Below are 18,699 nucleotides of genomic sequence, written 5' to 3' on the forward strand. Positions count from 1 at the left end.
CTAAGGATCATATGCAGGCCCAGCTCGCCTTTTTACATACTTCACCGGTACATGTAGCGGGCTTTGATGCTCTGGTGCAGGAACTGGCTCCGGGACTTAAAGTACATCACCATGTTGATGAAAGCCTGCTCATCGCTGCCCAGCAGTTTGGCGCAACAGATGCTGCCGTCATTCAAAAAGTGGAGGCAGCGATGCATGCGGCTTCCACAAATTGTGCAACTGACTATGTGAGCATGGTGGTATGCACCTGTTCGAGCATAGGCGGGATTGCCGAACGCATGAACGGGCGTTCAGGTTTGCAGACGGCCAGGATAGACCGTGCCATGGCAGATCGCGCAGTCGCTTTGGGGCCGCGCATTTTGCTGGTCGCCGCGCTGGAAAGCACGCTTGATCCAACGACGGAGTTGCTGATGGAGTCGGCCAGGGCTGCAGGTAAAACGATAGAGATCAGCACACTCCTGTCTGAGCAGGCCTGGGGGTATTTCCTGCAAGGCGACAGGCAGGCTTATCTGCAAGCGATCAGTGATGCGGTCAGGCTGGCATTGCAGGATAAAACTGCTGACATTGATGTCGTGGTACTGGCACAGGCATCAATGGCAGCAGCGGCAGAAGAGTTAAGTGATCTGGGTGCCGAGGTGTTGACCAGCCCCCGGCTTGGTGTGGCACGCGCCATCAGTGCATTGACACATGCTTGATACAAGCTTGACACATGCAAACCAGGGACTGTGATTGCTAATTTCTTGCTAATGGCCCTCATAGATTGCAAACACAGCACCCTGAGGATCAGCCAGAACTGCAAAGCGACCAGTATTTGGAATATCACTCGGTGGCACATACGTCGCCGCACCCAGGGCCTGTGCTTTTGCAGCTGTAGCGTCGCAGTCTTCAACGCTGAAATAGGCCAGCCAGTGTGAAGGTGCCATGACACCATCTGGCAAAGCCATCATGCCGCCTATGGCAGTGCCATGTTGCTGCCACTCGGTATAAGTCATGGTGTCATCACTGCCTGTACTTGCATCCCAGCCAAACAAGGCTTTGTAATAGGCTTCTGCTTTTGCCGTGTCACTGGTATTGAGCTGTCCCCAGCAAAAAGCGCCAGGCTCATTGTGTATGCCTACACCCGTGTTTTTACCAGGCTGCCAGATGTTATGGAAGGCGCCGGTAGGATCTTTTAATACTGCCATGCGGCCCAGGTCGTACACGTCAAATGCCGGGACGACGACTTCACCACCTAATTCTGCACTGCGCTTTGCCGTGGCCTCTGCATCTGCTGTCGATACATAGATAGTCCAGTGCGGCGGTACGCCTGCCTGCTGTTCCGGGTCCAGGGTATATGCTGCTGCGGCATCGTGACCCTTGAGCTGGAAAATCGTGTAATAGCTTCCCGGTCCCATCTCATTGTCCTGATGTCCCCAGTCGAACAGTTCGCCATAAAATGCTTTTGCAGCTTTTTGATCACTAGTGCCAAGTTCTACCCAGCAAAAGGCACCAGGTTCATGTGAGCTTACGATACTCATGCTGATATCTCCTTCAGTTTATGTCGGTTGGAAAACGATGGGTTAGGGCAGTTGTTCGGGGAGTGAAAATATAGCAGTGCAGCTCAGGAATTATAAGCTGCCCCACTAAAAATGAAATGGGAATCTGGATGGAAATATGCAGTTTGTGCGCTTGATAAAACTTAATGTTATGCTATCGCACATGGTTTTGTTGCGCACCTGCAATTTGCACTGGCATCAAAAGAAAATCCTTCAGCCCCTCTGTATTCATGCCGCTAAAAAAATCGCTGTTTTCACTATTCATCCTGACGACCTTGACAGCCTGTCAGCCTGCCGCAAAATCTGTAGTCAAGCAGATTCCACAGCAAGACGCAATCCCTGCATTGAGCAAGGAAAATGTAGGTGACTTCGAGAATTACAGTATGCTCAGCATGCAGGATGAGTGGAAGATCATCGCCTGGTCGGGCAAGGCGGAAAACCAGCCCGGCAACAAGATCAAGGGTGGAATCTCAAGCACGGTCAGCATACTAAAAAAAGAAAAGCAAGCATGGCGGGTCGTTTCGCAAAAGCAGTTTGCCGATAGCTATAACCCCCGCCTGCAGTTACATACCGAATTTACCCTTGCGGGAAAAGCAGTCTTCATCCTAAGATTACAACAAGGCGCTGCCTATGAAGAGCTGCAGGTATATGGCTTGGCTCAGGGCGAATACAAGCTGTTGCAAACCCTGGTGGCCGGTGCATTTGAGTGGACTTATGATGCCGCCGGAAATAAGAAATCTCTATTGGCGGTATCTGCCACACCAGCGGAGCAAGCCGCAACTTATCAATGGAATGGTCAGCAGTTTATGCTTATTAGCGCTGCTGAGACATCAACAAAATCTGCTGAATATGTCACAGATTAAATTTTGGAAAATGAAATCAAATTGAAACTCTCCGCTTATTTAAGCAACATAACTGCTTCAGTATTTTTTATAGCCTGTATTTCGTTCGGCGCAGATGCAAGTGCGCAAACAGTCGCCATCACTATCGACGATGGCCCCAATCTGGAACAAACGCCAAGGCTGAGTCCTGAGCAGCGTAACCAGGCCATGCTCAAAGCGCTGGCCAGACATGGCGTGACTGCTGCCTTGTTCGTCACGGCAGACTATGCGGCAAAACAACCCGCTGGTTATGCACTGACCAAAGCCTGGGGTGATGCCGGACATGCTGTTGGCAACCACAGCATGAGCCACCCCGATTTGCATAGTGATAAAGTCAGCCTCGCACAATATCAGCAAGAAATACTGGATTGCGACGCCATCATCAGCACCTTGCCCGGCTACCAGAAATGGTATCGCTATACTTATCTGCGCGAAGGTAATACACCAGAAAAACGCGATGGCATGCGCAGTTTTTTGAAGCAGAATAACTACCGTAATGCCTATGTCAGCCTGGATACCAGCGACTGGCGCCTGAATGAGAAACTGGTAGAAGTGCTGGAAAAAAATCCCCAGGCAGATGTGAGTGCCATCAAGCGCGCTTACCTGGCCCATATACGCCAGCGCGCCGAAGCTTATCGCGCCTTATCCTGGCAATTGCAGGGGCGCGATATTCCGCAAGTCATGCTCATGCATCACAATCTGATCAATGCCCTGTGGCTTGATGATGTGCTGGCCCAGTTCAAGGACATGGGCTGGAAGTTCACGACCCCGGCTGCGGCATTCAGTGATTCAGTCTATCAATTGATACCAGAACGTTTGGCATCAGGACAAAGCCTGTTGTTATCCATGGGCAGAATACTGGGCTTGGGCAAGTATCCTGGCGGAGAGCGTTTGGTCGATGATGGAGATTTTGAGATTGAGCAATTGAAGCAGCAGGGTTTGTGATACCTGCGCTGTTATCCAGGAATACCTGATGGCTATCCAGATCCACTACCAAGACGACACGCGCGACCATGAACGTGACTACGGGAAATGGTCTAGGCTTTTGTTGAATGTCAGCAATGCCCCGAAACCCATGCTTCGTCTGCGCACGGCGGCAGGCAAGCGCATGCGCTTGGATGCGGGTGATCTGCCCATTTTGTGGGCGCAAATTGATGGTGATTATTATGAAGGTGTGCATGTTTATCGTAGCTTGCCACAGCATCAGGAGTGGTTGCCATCCATCAGTTCGGCTGAAGTGCAAAAGATCGCCTTGATGCCAGTAGAGCAGCAAAAAAAGCGATGGCTAAAGTATTTTGTGCAGGCATTGCATGAGACCAGAATCAACTGCCTTTCAGACGGGTTGTGGTCATTGGAGTATTGTGATGGCAGTCAGTCGTATGAGCCGCATTGGCGTGGCAAACATCGATTGCGCGATTGGCATGCCGGGGCAGGGGATGAGGACTTCCAATTGCTACAGGCACCTTGCGTGTATCTGGACTGGTGCCTGTCTGGCAGTGGTCAGATATTAAATGTGTTTGCTCCGCAAGCCAGGGATAGCGGGCGCATCAAATGGTGGCGCAAGCTCGCCAGGCTTGGACAAACGCCACCCATACTCGTCTGGTACATACACAGCCTCAGCGCTTACATGATATTGGATGGTCATGACCGTTTGCAAGCCTGTCTGCTCGAAGGTGTTCAACCTGCTTTTGCTGTCTTGACATCCTTTTATGAAGTGGCTATTCACAGTGACCCTGGACGCGAACAAGCCATCCTGCATCAGGTAAATCTGACAGCGGAAAGAATCGCCAAGGGCACAGAGAATAACCCGGCTAGCTTCGTCAATATGCAAAAATTGCTGGCACAGGCGTTTGATCGCAGACCAATGCGTCGCTTCATTACCCGCAGCTCGGCGACTTTGGATCCGCAAGCATGGGACGATGAGGTTGCCGCCTTCATGCGCCAAAAAGCTGCTACTGACTGTATTTATTTACGCGGCCTGTGATGAATCACATCAATTCTGTAAAGCAATTTACTGTTGCATTAATCTCAGCAAAATCTCAGTGAAATAGCGAAACACCGGATTGTATTCAATATTTGTATTAAAAATTGTTGCTCGCCATCACGCCTCCTCTCTTTGGTATATGATCAAATAGGGTATTACCGCTCTCTGCTGGTAATGACCTGCGCTTAGTCCGATATGTCATGCCGATATAGCGGGCCTGCTAAATACGTGCAAGCACACTCTGATCAGAAATGCCGGGTAAATATGAGTCTGGATAATTTGCACAAGAGCAATGAAGACGGTCAGCATTTGCTGGACCTGTATCGTCTATGCATGAATGATATTGCGCGCAATACTGACCTGACGGATAGTTTGCTTCGCATAGTCAGCAGCCTGGATGCCCATTATTCTGGTTTGCTGTCTGCTATAGTGGTGCGTGGTATTGAGACTGATCTGCTGCTTGCTTCAAATTTATCCCAGCCCTGCCTTGATGACATACGCAATATGCATGCAGTGGTCGAAGATGCATATCCAAAAGGCGCAATTCCTGAGCGCAGCAAGCAAGTCAGCCGGTTGCAGGAACTTGCGCAAGACCATGACCTGTGGCTGCTAGCTGAGATACCCATTTCCAATGATGAACACAGGCAGTCAGATGGCTTGTATTTTTTTGCTAAAAATGGGGCAATTGAAAAAAAGCCCGATCAGCATGTCTTGCAAGAGCTTGCAAGCCTGATCGCTAATCTCATACAACACAAGCACGCGCAGCAAAAATCCCTGCACGCACAGTCACTGGCTGAGCAAAGCCAGGCCAATATGTTGCGTATGGCACTGGCCTTAGAGGGTAGTGGCACTGGCATCTGGGACAGGGATGTGCCTGGCGGACGAATACATTATTCACCCGGCTGGAAAGCCATACTCGGTTATACCGATGCAGAAATTACCGGGCGCATAGAAGACAGTTATGCGCGCCTGCATCCTGATGACAGCGCCTATGTGCAAGCGACCATACAGGCACATTTTGAGGGGCTCACTGAGCAATATGTCGTCGAGCACCGGGTGCGTTGCAAGGATGGCAGTTATAAATGGATATCCAGCCGTGGCAAGGTAGTCAGCCGTGCGGAAGATGGCAGCCCCTTGCGCATGATAGGTACCACCACTGATATCACGGCCATGCGGGTTTTGTCGCAGCGTCTGCAAGAAAGTGCAGACCTGGTGACTTGCCTGACCAATGAAGTGCCAGGCCTCGCCTATCAATACTGCATGCAAGCCAATGGTGAAGAGCGCTTCACCTATCTCAGCGAAGGCATACGCGATATTTATGAATTAAGCCCGTTACAGATGCAGGAAGCCGTGGCGCTGATACACGCACGCATACACCTTGATGATTTTCCTGCCTACCGCAATGCCGTCCTGAAATCAGCTAGCAGGCTGGAACACCTGCATCTGGAATACCGCGTCAATTTGCCGCAACAAGGCATACGCTGGCGTCAGATGGATGCAAGGCCACGCCGCCTGCCGGATGGCGCTACCCTGTGGCATGGTTTTATTACCGATGTCACTGAACACAAACGCATAGAACAAGAGTTGCAGGAACTGGCGACCATCGACTTTTTAACGCAGATTCCTAATCGCCGCAGCTTCATGGGACGCATGGAAGAAGAGCTGGCGCGCATGCAGCGAGGTGCCAGCAAGGCGGCAGCGGTATTGATGTGTGACCTGGATAATTTCAAGCTCATCAATGACACCTATGGGCATGCCATAGGCGATCTGGTGCTCAGGCATTTTGCCCATATCCTGCATGATGAACTGCGTAAAAGCGATTATGCAGGCCGCGTAGGTGGCGAAGAATTCGCTGTGGTGCTGGCAGGCACCAGCATTGCCGATGCCACCGTTTTTGCTGAGCGTGTACAAAAACAATTACTGGATACGCCAGTCAATGCGCATACCCATATTATTCCGGTCACGGTCAGTATAGGCATCGCGCTTATGCAAGCCAGTGATATTGATGCCGATGTCTCGCTCTCATCCAGTGACATGGCCTTGTATCGCGCCAAGGAAGCTGGCCGTAACCGTATTATTGTTGCGGCAGATTAAAACATTATTTTCTGCTTGCCACCCATTGTGCCTTATCCATGGAATAAACCGCAGTGTCCATGTCATACCAGCGCTCTATGCCACGGTATTGCATGCCCAGTTTTTTCATGATATTTGCTGAACCATGATTGTCTTGATGGCAGACCGCGCACAAGGATTCTGCCTTGAGGTTTTCAAAGGCGAATGCCGCCATGGCATGTGCGGCTTCTGACGCATAACCCTTGTTCCAGCTTTCCTTGCGCAGACGCCAGCCAGTTTCCAATGGGTTGGCCGGGTCGCGGCCCAGATGCTGTATGCAGCCAGCACCGATGACTTCATTGCTGTCTAGTTCTATGAAGCTCCACCAGGAAAAACCATATTCTATCCAGCGCGCCTTGATGCGTTCTATCATGGCCTGTGTGTCTTCTGGTGCGTCTGGTTTGCCAGTAATGTATTGCATGACTTCGGCCTGGCTGTTCATGTGGAACAGGCCATCAAAATGGCTGTCGTTCATTGGTTCCAGGCGCAGGCGTGCAGTAGTGAGTATGGTCATGATCAGGCGGCTTGTTGAAAATAGGACATACGAGTGTAAGCCTGAAATTCAACTCTTTCAAGCAGCACGCCGCATGACAAGCTTATGCATCATGCGCGCAGTACATCCCTGACAAATACGGTCAGGTCGGTTGATTGCGGCATGACCTTGGCCTGGTACATCATGTCACCGACAAAACCGCGATGGTAAGTAGCGTGATTGACGACGTGTAGCAGCATTTCCTGACAACTCATGACACCTTCGCCACCGCCAATAAAATTGAAATGGATGACGCGTTCCAGATCTTCGTCAGTCAGGTCTTTTGCGAAGTCACGGTACCACTGGTTCATTTGTTTGGATGCACTCCAAAGATCAGGCAATGCTGGTGTGGTAGCTGTATTGCGGTCCTGATATTCATGTTGTTGCCCTTGTAGATGCGCACGGAAGATATCATCGATGACATACACATGGGTCAGGGTATGCAGCATATTGCCAAAGCGGGTAAGACGGGGGCGCAATACCTCTTCTTCAGGCAGGGCACTCAGCATGGAAAACATCTTGTCGTCAGCCCAGGCCTTATAGTGGGTCAGCATGCATATATTTGATAACATCGTCATTCATATTCTCCGGTATGGGTAAACAAATCTGCCTTACGGATAGAATATGCCTGTTGAGATGCGGTCAGTAGATACAGATGTTTGCGATTCCGGCAGATACAAAAGTACGACAAGGGCCGAGCGGCACAAGAGCACAAAGACACAAAGACACAAGCGCACAAAATAAAAAGCCACCAGAACATCAGTCCGGTGGCTCTTGACCTCAGCATCTGCAAGCCGGGGCTTGCATCGCTTTATTTTTTGAACCTGGCTTCCGCAATGCGGTCGGCCACGACGCTGGTTGGCAGGCCTTCTGCATCTGCGCGGGCAAATACTTCTGCCAGGGTTTCACCGATACGGCGTACATGGGCAACCATGCCGTCTTCTGGAGTGTTCAGGTATTCATAGCACACCTTGATAATACCGCCGGCATTGATGACAAAGTCAGGTGCATACAAAATACCTTTTTGACGGCAAATTTCGCCCATCTCTGGTGTCGCCAGTTGGTTGTTGGCGCCACCGGCAACGATCTTTGCTTTCAGGCGTGACAGCGTGTCCGGGTTCAGGGTCGCACCGAGGGCGCATGGTGCATAGATATCGGCTTGCACATCATAGATGGCGTCGATGGCGACGACTTCTGCACCCAGTTCTTCTTGCGCGCGTTTCAGTGCACCCTGATCGATGTCGGTAACGATGAGTTTGGCACCTGCTTCTTTCAACTGGCGCGCATAGTCATAACCGACATGGCCCAGGCCTTGCAGGGCCACGGTCAGGCCATCAAAGCTATCACGTTTTAAATGGTGTTTGACTGCTGCCTGGGCACCAACGAAGCAGCCCAGTGCAGTGTAAGGGGATGGGTCGCCACGGTCACCCAGACCGGCAACGTATTTGGTTTTGCTGGCAACATTGGCCATGTCTGCCGGGCTGGTGCCTACGTCTTCTGCTGTGACATAACGGCCACCCAGGCGCTCCAGGGCTTCACCCAGGGCTTCAAACAGCGCAGGGGTCTTGTCAGTTTTTGGATTGCCGATGATGACGCTTTTGCCGCCGCCGATAGGCAGGCAAGCAACGGCGTTTTTGTAGGTCATGCCGCGCGACAGGCGCAATACATCACGTACGGCTTCTGCCTCATCTGCATAATTCCACATGCGGCAGCCACCCATGGCCGGGCCAAGATTGGTGTTGTGGACTGCGATGATGGCTTTCAAGCCGGATTTGGCTTCGGATGCGAACACGACTTGTTCGTGGTCGTCGAAATTGATTTCATTAAATACAAAGGCGGTCATGCTTATGGCTCCGCGCGGATCAACCAGACGAGCTGCCAGATCAGGCAGATGCACTGGTGCCGCAAAAAAAGTTAGTTAAATAGGTGGTGTTGTCATGCAAATAAAACTGTCTTTGATCACGGGTTGGTGCAATCAAAAACGCAGGGCGGTGATTGTGTCACGCGTGCGCAGTATAGGGGAATAGGGTGTGAAACTCAATCTTGCCAGCCAGCTACAAGCAGGGTTTTTGCTTATGCCGCAGCGCTGATTTGCGTCAGATCAAGAAGCTCTTTCATAAAGCGTTCCTGGGTCTTCAGGCAAAAACCGGCGGAATACGGATTCATGAAGCCATGTTTGCTGCCCTTGACCAGTTCCGCATTCTGATTGCGCTGTCGCAAGTCGGCCACCAGTTCTGCCGGTTCAAACGCGGCTTCTTGCTCAGCAAATATCAGGCGTGTCGGGCAGGCAGGCTGTACATCACGGTGATCGCGGATGCGCGAACCATAAAATAATACCGACTGTTGCAGATTTGCCATGGCCGTACTGGCACTATTGAGCCACAAGGCGCTGGCACCGGCGCTAAAGCCTATGGCATAACGCAGGCTGGATTGATGAGTCTGGATAAGCTGAGACAGATTGCTCGCATAGGCAGCGACACCACCTTCAGCGATAAATGCATGATAGGCAAGGGTTTCTGCGGGGTATTGTGTTTTTTCGCCAGTAAAGGGCGAGGCGATCAGGCAGGGCAGGGGAAAGTGCCGGGCAAAACTGGCAATCGCAGGCGTATTGCCAAAAACATCAGTCACAATCAACAAGACGGGTGGTGAAGCCGGAGCAGCCGGAGCAGATTTAGCAGCAGACACAGTAACAGACGCATTAACAGAAACAGATGCAGAAACAGACACAATAAGAGCTTGATAGATACGCAAGAGGCCGGAGCCTACCGGACTTGTGCAGACAATGCAAGAAACTCGCGGATATTTAGCTAGTATTTAGATAATGTTGCAAGCTGGTAATGTGCGATTGACACTGGTGTGCATGCTCATGGATACTTGGCAAGTTCTGGAACTTTTTGTTACAAATCAGCTTCTTAGTGAAACATTTACTATAAATATACGGAGAACCACCATGTTGCGACCCAGTCTGATTTTTCTTTCCCTTGCCCTGGCATTGACGGCATGCAGCAAGGGAGGAAAAGATGGCAAGGAAACGGACCAGTCCAAAGCCAGCGCAGGGTCAGCCAGCTCAAAGTCAGCCAGTGCCAAGATACCCGACAGCCCGCTGCTGGTGACAGAAGAAGATGTGCAAGTCATACAAAATAGTGCGCTCTCTTCGGGGCCAGTGATTACCGGCTCAATACAGCCAGAACGCAAGGCCGACCTGCGTTCTGAGTTATCTACCGTGGTTTTGCAAGTATTTAAAGAAAATGGTGAGGCCGTAAAGCGTAATGATTTACTGGTACGCCTGGATGATACATCGATACGCGACAGCCGCAATTCGGCAGACGAAGCCGCCAGGGTATCGGCGCAAACGCTGGAGCAGGCTGAACGCCAGTTCCAGCGCCTGAAGACTTTGCGTGCCTCCGGCATGACATCAACCCAGCAACTGGAAGATGCAGAAATACGCCGCAATAATGCCCAGAGTGATCTGGTAGCAGCCAAGGCGCGCGCGGTACAGGCACGCCAGCAAATGCAACGCACAGAAGTACGCGCACCTTTTGATGGTGTGGTCAGCGAACGCAAAGTGTCAGCCGGTGACACCGCCCAGATTGGCAAGGAACTGGTCAAGGTCATCGACCCGACCAGCATGCGTTTTGAAGGCTTGCTGTCGGCTGACAAGGTAAATAATGTCAAGATAGGCCAGGCAGTCAGTTTCCGTGTCAATGGTTATGGCGACCAGCAATTTGCTGGCAAGGTCAAGCGTGTAGACATGGCCGCGAATGCCACCACCAGACAGGTAGAAGTGCTGGTGGCTTTTGCCGATGCGACGCCACCAAAGGTGTCTGGCCTGTATGCCGAAGGCCGCATAGAAACAGGTTCGACCCAGACCCTGATGATCAAGAGCACAGCCTTGATACGTGATGGCGACAAGGCCTATGCCTGGCGCATCAAGGATGGCATCGTGAAAAAAGTCAGTATCGTGATTGGTGAACGTGATCCACGCCGCGGTGATTTTGAAATACGCAGCGGTCTGGTGGATGGCGACAAGGTCATACGTAATCCGATTTCTACCCTGGTGGATGGGCAAAAGGTAAAAATGGTTGCTACTGCAGGAGCGGACTTGCCTGCGGCTCCTGCCAGTTCAACTGCTGCATCTTCTGCACCGGCATCAGCATCGACATCGGCATCGGCATCGGCGCCTGCGGCGGTTTCGTCTCCTGCAACTGCCAGTCCTAAAGGGAAATAATCATGTTCCTTTCTGATTTCAGTATTAAACGCCCGATTGCGATGATCGTCATTATCATCGCCCTCATGTGTATGGGCTTGCTGGCGCTAAAAAAACTCAAGGTTAACCAGATCCCGGACGTTGAGGAACCGGTACTGGTGGTCAGCATCCCCTATCCTGGTGCATCACCAGAAACGGTAGAGCGCGAGATTATCAACCGCCTGGAAAAATCGCTGCAAAGTATTACCGGCGTGTATCAGGTACGTTCGACTGCGTTTGAAGGTCGCGCGCAAGTCGTGATCGTTTTTAACTTCAATAAAAATCTCATTGAAGCCTCGGACGAAGTGCGCAATGCGATTGCGTCGGTGCGCTATAAACTGCCGACAGAAATGCGCGAGCCCATATTGGAGCGCAGTGACCCTTCGGCACAACCCATAATGCAGATGGCACTGTCATCCAGCACACTCAGTCATGCCGAGATTTCACGGCTGGCAGAAGATGAGTTGTCCGATAAATTCCGTGGCATAGATGGCGTTGCTACGGTCAGTGTGAATGGTTCTTTGCGTCGTGAGTTGACTGTGCTGTTGCATGCGCAAAAACTGCGTGAATACAATGTCTCAGTCGGTGAAGTGGTTACTGCATTACGCAATCAAAATACCACGGCACCGGTAGGCAAAGTGCGTGGCAAGCTGGATGAGCAGAGCATACGCCTGATAGGCCGCATAGAATCACCGGCAGAATTCCAGAACATTGTCATCAAGCGCCGTGGTACTGACCTGGTCAGGCTCGCGCAAGTAGCTGAGATTGCTGACAGCTTTGCCGAGATAGGCGGCTTCAGTGTGCGTAATGGCAACCCCAATGTCGGTATCTCGGTCACCCGTTCGCGCGATGCCAGTACTGTGACAGTCGCCAACAAAGTGCGGGACTTGATAGCAGAAATCAACAAGACCCTGCCCAAAGGCAGCAAGCTTGAGGTGACGCAAGATGGCGGTAAGGATGCCCAGTCCAGTCTGAACAACGTTATTGAATCCCTGATGTTTGGTGCCGTGCTGACGATTTTTGTCGTGTATGTGTTCCTCAATTCCTGGCGTTCTACCCTGATCACGGCGATGAGTTTGCCGACTTCAGTGATTGCCGCTTTCATCGCGGTGTGGTTGTGTGGCTTTACCCTGAACTTCATGACCCTGCTGGGCCTGTCACTGGCAATCGGTGTACTGATCGATGATGCGATTGTCGTGCGGGAAAATATCGTGCGTCATATGGAGATGGGTTCAGACCGCCGCACTGCTGCCAGCAACGGCACCAAGGAAATCGGTCTGGCGGTGGCGGCTACCACTTTCTCTATCATCGCCGTGTTTATTCCTGTGGCTTTCATGCCTGGTGTTTCTGGTGAATGGTTCAGACCGTTTGCGCTGACGGTTGCCAGTTCTGTGCTGGTCAGTCTGTTTATTTCATTTACGCTGGACCCTATGTTGTCTGCTTATTGGGGCGACCCGGTCGGACATCACTTGGAACCCAAGCGCGGCATTAGCCGGATATTGGCCAAATTCAATACCTGGTTTGATCATCAGGCTGACCGTTATGGCAATGTGATTGCGTGGGCTCTGCATCACCGTGTCTGGATGGCGCTGATTGCAGGCCTCAGTTTTATAGGTGCAATCGCCTTGCATGCGAGTATGGGGGGCACCAGTTTCTTGCCTGTGTCTGACAATGGGACCCTGGTGATTGATGTCCGCACACCATCCAGTGCCAGCCTTGATTATGGCCGCATGAAAGTGGAAAAAGCTGCCGAGCTCGCCCGTACCATCAAAGAAACCAAGGCGACCAACAGTGTTATCAACGCTGGTGGTGGCCGTGTCTATGTTGATATCGGCAAGAGCACTGAACGCAAGCGCTCGGCCAGCGAAGTCGGGGTTGAATTGCGCAAGCTGGTGGCAACCATTATCGGCGCAGAATATGTGGTGCAGGATGATCTGAGCAATGGTGCCAGAAAGCCGGTGCAAATCAGGTTCTCAGGCCCTGACTCCAGAAAGCTCACTGAGATTGCTACCGACTTCATGGGGCAACTCAGCAAGGTGCCCGGCGCAGTGGATGTAGGCTTGTCTGAGCAAGATCCCAAAGATGAATTGCAGATAGAACTGGACCGTGGCCTGGCAAACTCCCTGGGTATCTCGGTCAATGACGCAGCCCAGGCTTTGCGGGTGGCATTTGCTGGCGTCGAGATTGGTGACTGGGTCGATCCTACCGGTGAAGCGCGTGACGTGGCAGTGCGCCTGCATCCCGATGACAGGATCAGCGCAGAAAATATAGAACGCTTGCCTATCGCCGTGGCTGGCAGTGACAAGATGGTACCACTGGAGCAAATCGCAAAAATCACCATGGGCAAAGGCCCAGCCAAGATCCAGCATACTGATGGCAAACGCATGATAGAAGTATCTGCCAATGCACAGGGTAAGTCTTCTGGTGAAGTTACAACCGAGGCTTTGAAGATCGCCAAGGCCATGAACTTCCCCACTGGTTTTGGTATAGAACTTGGTGGCGCAGCACGTTCGCAAAAAGAACTGTTCACGGAAATGACCATTGCCCTGGTCGCTGGTATAGGCTTGATGTACTTGATATTGGTCATGCAGTTTGGCTCTTTCACTGCACCTATTCCTGTCATGCTGTCCCTGCCGTTGAGTCTGATAGGTGTGGTGGTTGCCTTGTTGCTGACCAAGGGTACACTGAACCTGATGAGCTTTATCGGCATCATCATGCTCATGGGGCTGGTCGCCAAGAATGCGATTCTCTTGCTTGACTGTGCCAGGAAACGCGAAGAAGAAGGCTATGACCGTGAAGAATCGCTGATGTACGCTGGCCGCAAGCGCCTGCGTCCTATCCTGATGACTACCTTTGCGCTGATCGCCGGTATGTTGCCAGTGGCGATAGGCCTGGGTGAGGGTGGTGAGTTTTACCGCCCACTGGCGATTGCGATTATTGGCGGCACCATCACTTCCACCTTCCTGACCTTGCTGGTGGTGCCGACTTTCTATGACAGTATAGAAATCAGTGTTGACCGCATGGTCGCCAAGTTCCATCGTCGTGAATCGCGCTGGAATACCTTCTTTGCCTTCATCATGACATTTGTTGAAGCCCTGCTGACACTGGTCATGTTACGTTTTATCTTCCGCCTGCCGTTCAGGCTATGGCGTAAGGTCAGCGGCAAACCTGCGCTGGCCTGATGAAATGAATGCCCACTTCACAAGTGGGCATTTTCATTTTTACGCCAGATCAGTGAAGAAACGGTGAAGAAACGGTGGAGAAAGGGTGGAGAAGGGGTGGAACAAATGTGGCGCAAAGGTGGTGCATGTGGAGAGTATGTGAAAAATTATTTTGTCTGAATTTTACTCATAACCGTATCGTCATCAACTCATAAGTTTTTTATTTTTGCGGTGCACAAACCCAGTATCCATGCGGCTTGCAGCCTGGTTGTCGGTTTGAGTGACATAGCATTCCGGTAGCTCTCTGACATCATTTCTCCTTGTATGTAGGGGCAAGCTTCAAAGCATAGCTTTTCTCTATCAAACGCGGTCGTTTTCAGGCTTGACTACCCCTGCACAAATCTGGATACTTCGCCCACTGTTTTTCCAGATATATCCATCTTATATGCTGGCAAACTTATCCATGATCCCAAAAGGCAAGCCTGTTTTTACAAAAGGCAGTTTGCCCAGGCTGTGAAAAAAACAATTGAACAGGAGAGACGAATGACTCAATCCGTGGCTATGGATGGCGCCGACAAAGCGCGCATGCCTAAGCAAATACCATATATCATCGCCAACGAGGGCTGCGAGCGTTTCAGTTTTTATGGCATGCGCAATATTCTGGTCTCCTTCCTGACGACCAGCTTGCTGCTGTCCATGCCTGAAGAAATGCGCAAGGACATGGCGAAGGAAGTGTTTCATACCTTCGTCATCGGTGTGTATTTCTTCCCCCTGCTGGGTGGTTGGCTGGCTGACCGTTATTTTGGTAAATACAATACGGTGTTCTGGCTCAGCCTTGTGTATTGCTGCGGCCATGCATGCCTGGCTATTTTTGAAGATAGCCGCAACGGCTTTTATACCGGACTATTCCTGATTGCCCTGGGGTCGGGTGGGATCAAACCACTGGTAACTTCTTTTGTTGGTGATCAGTTTGATCAGACCAACCGTTCGCTGGCGCAAAAAGTGTTTGATGGTTTTTACTGGATCATCAATTTTGGCTCTTTCTTTGCATCTCTGTTGATGCCTTATTTCCTTAAAAAATTCAGCCCCACTACAAGCTTTGACATTTTCGGCGTACTGAAGTTTACTTTGACTGGCCCCAGTATCGCCTTTGGTATCCCCGGCGTGCTGATGTTGATTGCGACTATCGTTTTCTGGACAGGCCGCACCAAATATGTCCATGTACCACCGGCACCGCGTGATCCACATTCCTTCCTCAATGTTGTGCGAACCGCATTGACCACGAATGCGCCTGGCCAGGCTAAAACTGGTTACTTCATCGCAATCGCTGGCGTGTTGCTGGCGATAGGCTCCATGTTCCTGATTCCTAAAGTCGGTATTGTCGCCGCGCTGTGTCTGGCGCTGGTGCTGGTAATGGGCTTTGGTGGCATGGGTACCTGGATGCAACTGGAACGTGCCCGTGGCATCCATCCTGACGTGGCGGTTGATGGTGTGCGTTCGGTATTGCGCATCCTGGTGGTATTTGCTCTGGTGACACCGTTCTGGTCCTTGTTTGATCAAAAGGCATCGACATGGGTGTTGCAGGCTGATCAGATGACTAAGCCTTCATGGTTTGCATCTTCTCAAATGCAGGCCTTGAACCCTATGCTGGTGATGTTGCTGATTCCTTTCAATAACCTGGTCCTGTACCCATTGTTGAAACGCAAAGGCGTCGAGCTGACTGCATTACGCCGCATGGGCATGGGTATCGCATTCTCTGGCCTGGCCTGGATCGTGGTTGGTTTCATGCAAGTAGCAATTGATGGTGGCAATGCCCTGACCATCACGTGGCAAATCCTGCCATATGCCTTGCTGACCTTTGGTGAAGTGCTGGTATCCACGACGGGCCTGGAGTTTGCCTACAGCCAGGCACCGCTGGCGATGAAGGGCGTGATCATGAGCTTCTGGAACCTGTCGGTCACGATTGGCAACCTGTGGGTCTTGCTGGCCAATTCCAGTGTCAAGAGTGAGGCAGTCACTGAGCAAATCAAATCAACTGGCATGAGCGTCACTGCTTTCCAGATGTTCTTCTTTGCTGGTTTCGCCTTGCTGGCAGCCTTCCTGTTTGCCTTGTATGCACGGGGTTATACGATGCAAAACAATTACCGTCAGGCGAAATAAACTGATTGCATGATATAAAAAAACCGCATGATTTTATTCATGCGGTTTTTTTTCGTCCTGTAACTTAGCGTAATTGGAATCAGCGCAATATCTCTGTCAGGACCCGGCCTTCAGAGCCAGAAGGTGGGCGCACGCGCAAAAGATGGGCCAAGGTAGGTGCAATGTCCATGACCTCAGCATACTGGCCATAAGAACCGGCTTTGAAAGCTTTGCCCATCAGTATCAGTGGCACATTGGTATCGTAGATATAAGGTGAGCCATGTGAAGTGCCATGTGCCTCGGTGGCAAAATACCAGTAAGGTTTGGTGACGACCATGACATCGCCCGAGCGCTGTTTATTCCACGCACGTTGTACCAGTGTGCCTATGCGGGTACGTGGCAGGTTGCCGTTTTCAAACTGGGTACGGGTAAAGCTGTCAGCAATGCCAGGCAAGCCCTGCAGGAACCTGGCAGCTGCAAATTCCACATCTTCACGCTTGAGGTTTTTCTGCTCCATGAGTTTGTAGTCCAGCAGGAAATTGGGGTTGGACCATTTGCGGACCAAGTCCTTTTGCCCGAACTTGTCTGACAGATACTGGTTCAGGTCTGCTGTCATTTTTTTACCATCCAGACGCTGTGCATCACGTTTGATGGATTGTGCAAATTCAGGCACATTCGGGAAGCCGTGGTCGGCAGTCAGCACCACCATGGTATTTTCCAGACCTATGCGCTTGTCGAGGTAGGTAAAGAAATTCGCCAGCATCCTGTCCAGCCTTTGCAGATGGTCATGTGACATGCGGCTTTCAGGGCCAAAGCTGTGATTGACATAATCATGGCTAGACAAGCTGACACCGAGTACATCCGGCACGCCAGTCGGATTTTGCCCCAGTTTTTCACCTTCGATGGCGGCACGGGCAAAGTCCAGTGTCATTTCATCGACATAAGGGCCGGTGTAGAGATCCTTGTAGTATTCAGCATCAGGCTTGCCTGACTTGCTGACGTATTTGAAAGGGAAGCGCTTATCTTTTTCTTTTTGGTTGATGACCAGTTCATCGTCGGCATCATTTACATAAGCCGCATCCGGCAGCAGGGGGCGCCACTCCTTGCCATAAAACTTGTCTTGCGGTTTTGCCGCCTGGAATTGCTGCACCCATTGTGGGTGAGACTTCATGTAATACGTAGAGCTGGCGAAATTACCGGTCTTGCTCATGTACATATAGGCGGTACCGGTTTTGCCTGCCAGCAGGATCGCGCCCCTGTCCTTGCCGGACACGGTGATCACCTTGCTGTGCTCACCATTCGAATAGCGCAATTCATCACCCAGCGTGCTGACGCGCAGGTTGGCCGGGGAGGTGCCATCGCTGGCCTTGGTTTCTTCGCCTATGTAAGTATATTGCTTGTCTTCAGTGCAATACACAGATTCCAGCGTGACCGGGTCTATCCAGTTATTGCCGATAATGCCATGTTGATAAGGATATGCACCTGTGAGCACGGCAGTGTGGCCTACGGCAGTCACGGTAACGCCATGTGCCTGATGCGCATCCGAGAACCACGCACCCTGGTCGAGCAGGCGACGGAAGCCACCTTGCCCAAATTGATCACGGTAACGCACAACCTGTTCCTGAGGCAGGCCATCGACGACCAGCACCACGATCAGTTTGGCTTGCGCTGGTTTTTCAGCGACAGCTGCAGCCTGAACAGGCATGCTGGCAGAGGCAGCGAGGAAGGTCAGTAAAAATAAGCGGCGCATGGGAAGATGGATGCTGGACAGGGAATTATTCATGGTAAATTGTTGAATAGTTAATGATGGCCAATAGCAGGCAATAGTGGTCGATGCAGGAGCCGATTCTGGCTATGATTGGCACCCAGGCTAGCATACACTAAGTGATACATCTGACAGCTTGATGACAAAGTAAATCTTGAGCAAAATACATAAGCTTTTCGGCATGTATTGTATATCTATTAAATTTATCTATTAAATTTTTGCTTTCAGTTTTCTTGTTGTTGCGCATCAAAAACAATCTGCCCGATCTTGCATTTTCTTACTTTGCTCATCATTGCCCGGCAGTAAAATGAAATGATGCTTTTCTGCATGTCTATCAATTGAAG

The 18,699-nt window shown here is 51.2% G+C and carries 14 protein-coding genes; 8 read left to right on the plus strand and 6 right to left on the minus strand.

Annotated features, from left to right (window positions below; all coding sequences use genetic code 11):
• The first annotated feature begins 11 nt into the window (after positions 1-11).
• On the plus strand, positions 12-695 hold the full coding sequence (locus ACO0LI_RS04855; protein ID WP_423031280.1) for an Asp/Glu/hydantoin racemase: 684 nt from the start codon (positions 12-14) through the stop codon (positions 693-695).
• A 48-nt stretch (positions 696-743) separates the two neighbouring features.
• Here ACO0LI_RS04855 and ACO0LI_RS04860 read toward each other — a convergent pair whose 3' ends face one another.
• Positions 744-1,517, minus strand: a complete 774-nt coding sequence (locus tag ACO0LI_RS04860) for a VOC family protein (protein ID WP_423031282.1) — start codon at positions 1,515-1,517, stop codon at positions 744-746.
• 362 nt (positions 1,518-1,879) lie between these two features.
• Here ACO0LI_RS04860 and ACO0LI_RS04865 point away from each other — a divergent pair, with 362 nt between their 5' ends.
• From ACO0LI_RS04865 to ACO0LI_RS04880, 4 genes are all read left to right on the plus strand, one after another.
• Complete coding sequence (locus ACO0LI_RS04865) at positions 1,880-2,398, plus strand: hypothetical protein (protein ID WP_423031284.1); 519 nt, start codon at positions 1,880-1,882, stop codon at positions 2,396-2,398.
• Positions 2,399-2,419: 21 nt separating this feature from the next.
• The gene (locus ACO0LI_RS04870) at positions 2,420-3,361 is read left to right on the plus strand and encodes a polysaccharide deacetylase family protein (protein ID WP_423031286.1); all 942 of its coding nucleotides are present in this window, start codon (positions 2,420-2,422) and stop codon (positions 3,359-3,361) included.
• A 28-nt stretch (positions 3,362-3,389) separates the two neighbouring features.
• On the plus strand, positions 3,390-4,400 hold the full coding sequence (locus ACO0LI_RS04875; RefSeq protein WP_423031288.1) for a ParB/Srx family N-terminal domain-containing protein: 1,011 nt from the start codon (positions 3,390-3,392) through the stop codon (positions 4,398-4,400).
• Positions 4,401-4,664: 264 nt separating this feature from the next.
• Entirely contained in the window at positions 4,665-6,494 is a 1,830-nt protein-coding gene (locus ACO0LI_RS04880) for a sensor domain-containing diguanylate cyclase (protein ID WP_423031290.1), read from the plus strand.
• A 4-nt stretch (positions 6,495-6,498) separates the two neighbouring features.
• Here ACO0LI_RS04880 and ACO0LI_RS04885 read toward each other — a convergent pair whose 3' ends face one another.
• From ACO0LI_RS04885 to ACO0LI_RS04900, 4 genes are all read right to left on the minus strand, one after another.
• The gene (locus ACO0LI_RS04885; RefSeq protein WP_423031292.1) at positions 6,499-7,026 is read right to left on the minus strand and encodes a GNAT family N-acetyltransferase; all 528 of its coding nucleotides are present in this window, start codon (positions 7,024-7,026) and stop codon (positions 6,499-6,501) included.
• Between the two features lie 89 nt (positions 7,027-7,115).
• Entirely contained in the window at positions 7,116-7,622 is a 507-nt protein-coding gene (locus ACO0LI_RS04890) for a DinB family protein (RefSeq protein ID WP_422951853.1), read from the minus strand.
• A gap of 233 nt (positions 7,623-7,855) precedes the next feature.
• Positions 7,856-8,887 (minus strand): Leu/Phe/Val dehydrogenase, encoded by a 1,032-nt coding sequence (locus ACO0LI_RS04895; RefSeq protein ID WP_423031294.1) that lies wholly within the window; start codon positions 8,885-8,887, stop codon positions 7,856-7,858.
• Between the two features lie 230 nt (positions 8,888-9,117).
• On the minus strand, positions 9,118-9,771 hold the full coding sequence (locus ACO0LI_RS04900; protein ID WP_423031296.1) for a hypothetical protein: 654 nt from the start codon (positions 9,769-9,771) through the stop codon (positions 9,118-9,120).
• A 223-nt stretch (positions 9,772-9,994) separates the two neighbouring features.
• Between ACO0LI_RS04900 and ACO0LI_RS04905 the strand changes: the two genes are divergently transcribed.
• From ACO0LI_RS04905 to ACO0LI_RS04915, 3 genes are all read left to right on the plus strand, one after another.
• Entirely contained in the window at positions 9,995-11,272 is a 1,278-nt protein-coding gene (locus ACO0LI_RS04905) for an efflux RND transporter periplasmic adaptor subunit (protein ID WP_423031298.1), read from the plus strand.
• Between the two features lie 2 nt (positions 11,273-11,274).
• On the plus strand, positions 11,275-14,472 hold the full coding sequence (locus ACO0LI_RS04910) for an efflux RND transporter permease subunit (RefSeq protein ID WP_423031300.1): 3,198 nt from the start codon (positions 11,275-11,277) through the stop codon (positions 14,470-14,472).
• A 522-nt stretch (positions 14,473-14,994) separates the two neighbouring features.
• Positions 14,995-16,611, plus strand: coding sequence for an oligopeptide:H+ symporter (locus ACO0LI_RS04915; protein WP_423031302.1), 1,617 nt, complete (start codon positions 14,995-14,997; stop codon positions 16,609-16,611).
• A gap of 79 nt (positions 16,612-16,690) precedes the next feature.
• Here the strand turns inward: ACO0LI_RS04915 and ACO0LI_RS04920 are convergent, their stop codons facing one another.
• Positions 16,691-18,373 (minus strand): alkaline phosphatase family protein, encoded by a 1,683-nt coding sequence (locus tag ACO0LI_RS04920; RefSeq protein WP_423031304.1) that lies wholly within the window; start codon positions 18,371-18,373, stop codon positions 16,691-16,693.
• Positions 18,374-18,699: the final 326 nt, after the last annotated feature.

The organism is Undibacterium sp. Tian12W, assembly GCF_049339405.1.
Taxonomy (GTDB): domain Bacteria; phylum Pseudomonadota; class Gammaproteobacteria; order Burkholderiales; family Burkholderiaceae_D; genus Undibacterium.